The sequence below is a fragment of the Hansschlegelia beijingensis genome (genome assembly GCF_045505405.1).
Classification (GTDB): Bacteria; Pseudomonadota; Alphaproteobacteria; order Rhizobiales; family Methylopilaceae; genus Methylopila; species Methylopila beijingensis_A.
Genome location: NZ_JBJKEX010000224.1, coordinates 1 through 4,976 on the forward strand (window position 1 = coordinate 1; position 4,976 = coordinate 4,976).

The following is a 4,976-nucleotide window of genomic DNA, read 5'->3' on the forward strand; positions in this document are numbered from 1 at the left end:
CGGGGGCGGCGCGATCGTCCTCGCGCTCCGCCCCTGGAGCGCTCTCGTCACGCGCCGGCAGGCTCGGCCGCTCCCTCATCGGCCGGCGCCTCCTCCTCGGGCTGCGCCAGGTCGGCCTCGTCGATCCAGCCCGCCTTCACGCGCGCCTGCATGATGATGTGCTCGGCCTCGTCGCGCGAGATCTCGAAGCCGTCGAGCGCGCCCGCCTCGCGGCGCGCCTCGGGGCCCGAGCGATCGATCCAGCCGACCAGGTCGTCGGTCGCGCAGCCTGCGAGATCCTCGACGGTCTTGATGTCGTGCTCGCCGAAGGCGACCAGCATCGCGGTCGTGACGCCCGGGACTTCCCTGAGCTCGTCGGCGACGCCAAGCTCGCGGCGCTTCTCGTCGTGCTCGGCCTCGATGCGCGCCAGATAGTCCTGCGCGCGGTTCTGGATCTCGGAGGCCATGTCCTCGTCGAAGCCCTCGATCGAGGCCAGCTCGCCGAGGTCGACATAGGCGACCTCCTCGACCGACGTGAAGCCTTCCGCCGCCAGCAGCTGGCCCAGCGTCTCGTCGACGTCGAGCGCCTCCATGAAGGTCTGCGTGCGCGCCAGGAACTCCTTCTGGCGACGCTCGCTCTCCTCGGCCTCCGTCAGGATGTCGATGTCCCAGCCGGTGAGCTGAGAGGCGAGGCGCACGTTCTGGCCGCGACGGCCGATCGCCAGCGACAGCTGGTCGTCGGGCACCACGACCTCGATCTTGGCGCTGTCCTCGTCGAGCACGACCTTCACCACCTGCGCTGGCTGCAGCGCATTGACGATGAAGGTCGCGGCGTCGGGCGACCACGGAATGATGTCGATCTTCTCGCCCTGCAGCTCCTGCACGACCGCCTGGACGCGCGAGCCGCGCATGCCGACGCAGGCGCCGACGGGGTCGATGGAGGAGTCGCGCGAGATCACCGCGATCTTGGCGCGCGAGCCGGGGTCGCGGGCGACCGCCTTCACCTCGATCACGCCGTCATAGATTTCCGGCACTTCCTGAGCGAACAGCTTCGCCATGAACTGCGGATGCGTGCGCGACAGGAAGATCTGCGGTCCGCGCGGTTCGCGGCGGACGTCGTAGACATAGGCCCGGACGCGGTCGCCGACGCGGAACAGCTCGCGCGGAAGCAGCTCGTCGCGGCGCACGATCGCCTCGCCGCGGCCGAGGTCGACGACGACGTTGCCGTACTCGACCCGCTTCACGAGCCCGTTCACGATATCGCCGATGCGATCCTTGTACTCTTGGTACTGCCGGTCACGCTCGGCATCGCGGACCTTCTGGACGATGACCTGCTTGGCCGACTGGGCGGCGATGCGGCCGAAATCGAAGGGCGGCAGCGTCTCGGCGATGTAGTCGCCGGCCTGCGCGGCGGGGTTCTTGCGGCGCGCGTCCTCGACCGAGATCTCGATGTTGTCGTTCTCGACCTGATCGACCACCAGCATCAGCCGCGACAGCCGGATCTCGCCCGACTTGGGGTTGATCTCGGCGCGGATCTCGGTCTCCTGGCCATAGCGGGAACGCGCGGCCTTCTGGATCGCGTCCTCCATCGCCTCAAGCACGATGGCCTTGTCGATCACCTTCTCGCGGGCGACGGCTTCGGCGATCTGCAGAAGCTCGAGCCTGTTGGCGCTCACCGCCATGTCACGTCACCTCCGTCCTTTCGAGGCGGACTTCTGACCGTCCCCGTCGTTATGTCCGTCATCCGTCTCCGGGATGTCGGCAGCGTCGTCCGGCGCGCGGCCGGCGGCTTTCGCCCGGCGCAGCGCCTCGCGGATGAGATCGTCCGTGAGCACGAGCCGCGCCTCGCCGATGTCCGCGATCGGCAGCGCCACGCGCACGGGCTCGTCCTTCTTGGCGTCGTCGCGGCGCAGGATGGCGTTTACGCCCTCCGCCCCCTCGATGATCCCCTTGAAGCGCTTCCGCCCATCGACCGGAACCTCCATCTCAACCTTGGCGAGATGCCCGGCCCAGCGCGCGAAGTCCGAGACCCTGACCAGGGGGCGGTCGATGCCCGGGGACGAGAGCTCGAGATTGTAGGCGCGCTCGATCGGATCCTCGATGTCGAGCACCGGCGAGATCGCCTTGGAGGCGACTTCGCAGTCGTCCACCGTGAACGTGCCGTCGGCGCGCTCCGCCATGATCTGAAGCGTATAGCCGTCCCGGCCCGAGCTCTTCACCCGGACGAGCCGGAAGCCGAGATCGAGCAGCGTCGGGGCGACGATAGCGGCGACGCGAGCGTCAACGCCGCTCTCCGTCACGAGCCGCGGCTCGTCGAGCGGACTTTCGGTGTCGAGCGGGAAACCGTCTGCCATGAGCCTAAATGGTTTTGGAGCGGGCCCTGGTGGACCCACCCTCGAAGGGCTCTTACGAGCCAGTCGACGATGTCTTGAATGACCGTGATATACGCTCCGCGCCCGGAGATCGCAAGGCCCGCGCCCCCGAGCGGCCGCGCAACCCCGCGTTAATGCCGGGATCGGAAGCTCGGCGGCTTCATTGGATTATGCCATGACCGGCCTGCACCGCGCACGGAGCAAAGGAAAAGCCTTCCTCGTGAGACACAAGGTCAGGATTCTGGATGGCGGGCTGCTGCTCGCGCTGCTCGCGGCCGCGACGCTTTTCGCGTTCGAGGTCGACGTCTTCCGACATCTGGGAGGGGAGACGAAAGCGCAGGAGAAGGTGGACCTCGACGAGCTCATGGCTCTGTCCACCCTGAGCATGCTCGCCGTCCTGACGTTCTTCTGGAGGCGCGCCCGCGACCACAAGCGTGAAAACGAGCTGAGGATCGCCGCGGAGGAGGAGGTGATGAGGCTCGCCGTGCAGGATCCGCTGACAGGGCTGCCGAACCGGCGCCGCTTCGAAGAGGCGCTGAAGGCCGCGCTGCTGGCGCTGCCAGCGCCGCCCGAGGCGCACGCGCTGCTCATGATCGACCTCAACGGGTTCAAGAAGATCAACGACCTCCACGGTCATCCGGCGGGAGACCAGGTGCTGGTGCATATCGGCGCGCGGCTGCTGCGGGCGGTTCGCGACCAGGATCTGGTGGCGCGGCTTGGCGGCGACGAGTTCGTCATCCTCGCGCGGAACGTGGAAGGGTCGGAGGGCGCGGCCAACATCGCGCGCCGGGTCCTGGAGAGCCTCGACGAACCGGTCGTGACGTCGAGCGGAAGCCATGCGATCGGCCTGGGGATCGGCGTGGCCCTCGCGCCCCAGGACGCGACCACCGGCGATGAACTCGTCCGGAAGGCCGACGTCGCGCTCTATCGCGCGAAGGCGGAGCCCGCCTCCAGCATCCGCTTCTTCGAGCCTGCGATGGACCTGCGCCTGCAGCAGCGCGACGAACTGGAGCGCGCCATCCGCAACGCCGTGGAGGGTGATCAGGTCGCGCTGCGGTTCCAGCCCGTCGCCCGCATCGGCGGCGGCATCGCGGCGTTCGAGGCGTCGCCGCTGTGGTCCCACCCGAAGTTCGGCGAGATCTCGGCCGACCGACTGTCGCCGATCGCGGAAGAGGCCGGCGTTCTGCCGCGCCTCACCGAACAGCTGCTTCGCCGCAGCTGCGAAGCCGCGACTGCGTGGCCGGACGAGATCAGGCTGTCTTTCGACGTTCCGGGCCCCCTGCTGCGGGACAGGAGCTTCGCCGACCGCATCCTCGCGGCGTTGCGCGAGGCCGGGCTCCCGCCTCAGCGGCTGAAGCTCGAAATCGACGAGGGCGCGCTGATCCGCGACGCCGAAGCCGCCGAGAGCCTGATCACGCCGTTACGGGCGGCCGGCATTTCGATCGTGGCGGACAATTTCGGCACCGGCTATTCGGACCTCAGGAACCTGCAGCGCCTCAAGCTCGACGGCATCAAGATCGACGGCAGCTTCGTCGCGGCCATGGAGCACGACCGCCAGGCGGCCCTGATGGTCCGCACCCTGATCGGCATCGGCCAGGGGCTTGATCTCTCCGTGATCGCGGACGGGGTGGCCACGAAGGCGCAGACCGAGGCGCTCGCGCGCCATGGCTGCCAACAGGCCCAGGGCGAGCTGATCGGCTCGCCGGTCTCGGCCGAGCAGGCCCGCGCGATGGTCATGGGCGGCCATCGCAGCGAGAGCTACGCTGGCTAACCTGATAAACGCCTGAGGCGCGTTCCGCCGCGCATCCGTTTCCGGCTTACGGAGGAAGCCCCATGCCTGACGTCCGCGCGATCTGCGCCATCGGCCTCCGCGGCCAGCTCGGCCTCAACGGCCACCTTCCCTGGGAGGGCGACCAGCGGCCCGAGTTCACCGCCGACGTCGCCCGCTTCTTCGACATCACGCGCGGTCATGTGCTGATCGCCGGTCCGACGACCATCGGCGCGGTGCCGGACTGGGCGAAGAAGCAGATGACGACCTTCGTGATCCGCTCCCACATGGATCCCCGCGAGGTCCTGAGGCAGTTCCGCGGCCGCGTGGTCTACATGGGCGGCGGCCCCAAGGCCTGGGACGTCTACGCGCCGTTCATCCGGCACTGGGACATCAACCGCCTGCCCTATGACGGCGAGGCGGATCGCTGGTTCAAGCCCGAGTGGCTCGTCGCCGGCGGCGCCAGCGTCGACTAGCTTCCGGCGTTCGCGTCATGCGCCTCGCCGAGTCGGTCGGCGAGGTCGCCCAGGTTGCCGACGAGGTTACGCAGCGCGAACACAAGGCCCATGGCGGGCACTGCGGCCCCGATATCCACCGACGCGCCGCCGTCGCGAAGACGGGAGACGGCGCCTTCGAGCTCAGCGCGCCGCGCCTCCAGATGCGCGCGGGCCTGGGCGGACGAGCGTCCCGCGGCGATCTCCCCCAACATATCGGCGGCCGCCAGGATCATGTCGTCCGCGGCCGGCCCCAGCAGGTCGCGCGGAGCATTCGAGGTCGCGAGCGCCCGGTCCACTGCGACCGCGTCATTGCGCACCCGCCACAGCGTTCTGGCGAGCGCCGCCCTGGCCTCCGCAGCG

General features: G+C 69.1%; 4 protein-coding genes and 1 pseudogene. 2 read left to right on the plus strand and 3 right to left on the minus strand.

Annotation, left to right across the window (positions count from 1 at the left end; all coding sequences use genetic code 11):
* Positions 1-47: 47 nt before the first annotated feature.
* Positions 48-1,661 (minus strand): transcription termination factor NusA, encoded by a 1,614-nt coding sequence (nusA, locus tag ACIKT0_RS12855; RefSeq protein WP_183395056.1) that lies wholly within the window; start codon positions 1,659-1,661, stop codon positions 48-50.
* A 6-nt stretch (positions 1,662-1,667) separates the two neighbouring features.
* Complete coding sequence (rimP, locus tag ACIKT0_RS12860) at positions 1,668-2,333, minus strand: ribosome maturation factor RimP (protein WP_407105723.1); 666 nt, start codon at positions 2,331-2,333, stop codon at positions 1,668-1,670.
* 238 nt (positions 2,334-2,571) lie between these two features.
* Between rimP and ACIKT0_RS12865 the strand changes: the two genes are divergently transcribed.
* Together ACIKT0_RS12865 and ACIKT0_RS12870 are read left to right on the plus strand one after the other, a co-directional pair.
* A complete protein-coding gene (locus tag ACIKT0_RS12865; RefSeq protein WP_407105724.1) occupies positions 2,572-4,122 on the plus strand; it encodes a putative bifunctional diguanylate cyclase/phosphodiesterase in 1,551 nt (516 codons plus the stop codon).
* A 62-nt stretch (positions 4,123-4,184) separates the two neighbouring features.
* A complete protein-coding gene (locus ACIKT0_RS12870; RefSeq protein ID WP_407105725.1) occupies positions 4,185-4,595 on the plus strand; it encodes a diacylglycerol kinase in 411 nt (136 codons plus the stop codon).
* Here the strand turns inward: ACIKT0_RS12870 and ACIKT0_RS12875 are convergent.
* Positions 4,592-4,976, minus strand: a pseudogene (locus ACIKT0_RS12875) (FUSC family protein); the annotation flags it as partial. The gene ACIKT0_RS12870 and the pseudogene ACIKT0_RS12875 overlap by 4 nt on opposite strands.

Bases quoted from the DNA above. Each gene is read 5' to 3' on its own strand.
- nusA (WP_183395056.1), bottom strand. From the start codon at position 1,661: ATGGCGGTGAGCGCCAACAGGCTCGAGCTTCTGCAGATCGCCGAAGCC.
- ACIKT0_RS12870 (WP_407105725.1), top strand. From the start codon at position 4,185: ATGCCTGACGTCCGCGCGATCTGCGCCATCGGCCTCCGCGGCCAGCTC.
- rimP (WP_407105723.1), bottom strand. From the start codon at position 2,333: ATGGCAGACGGTTTCCCGCTCGACACCGAAAGTCCGCTCGACGAGCCG.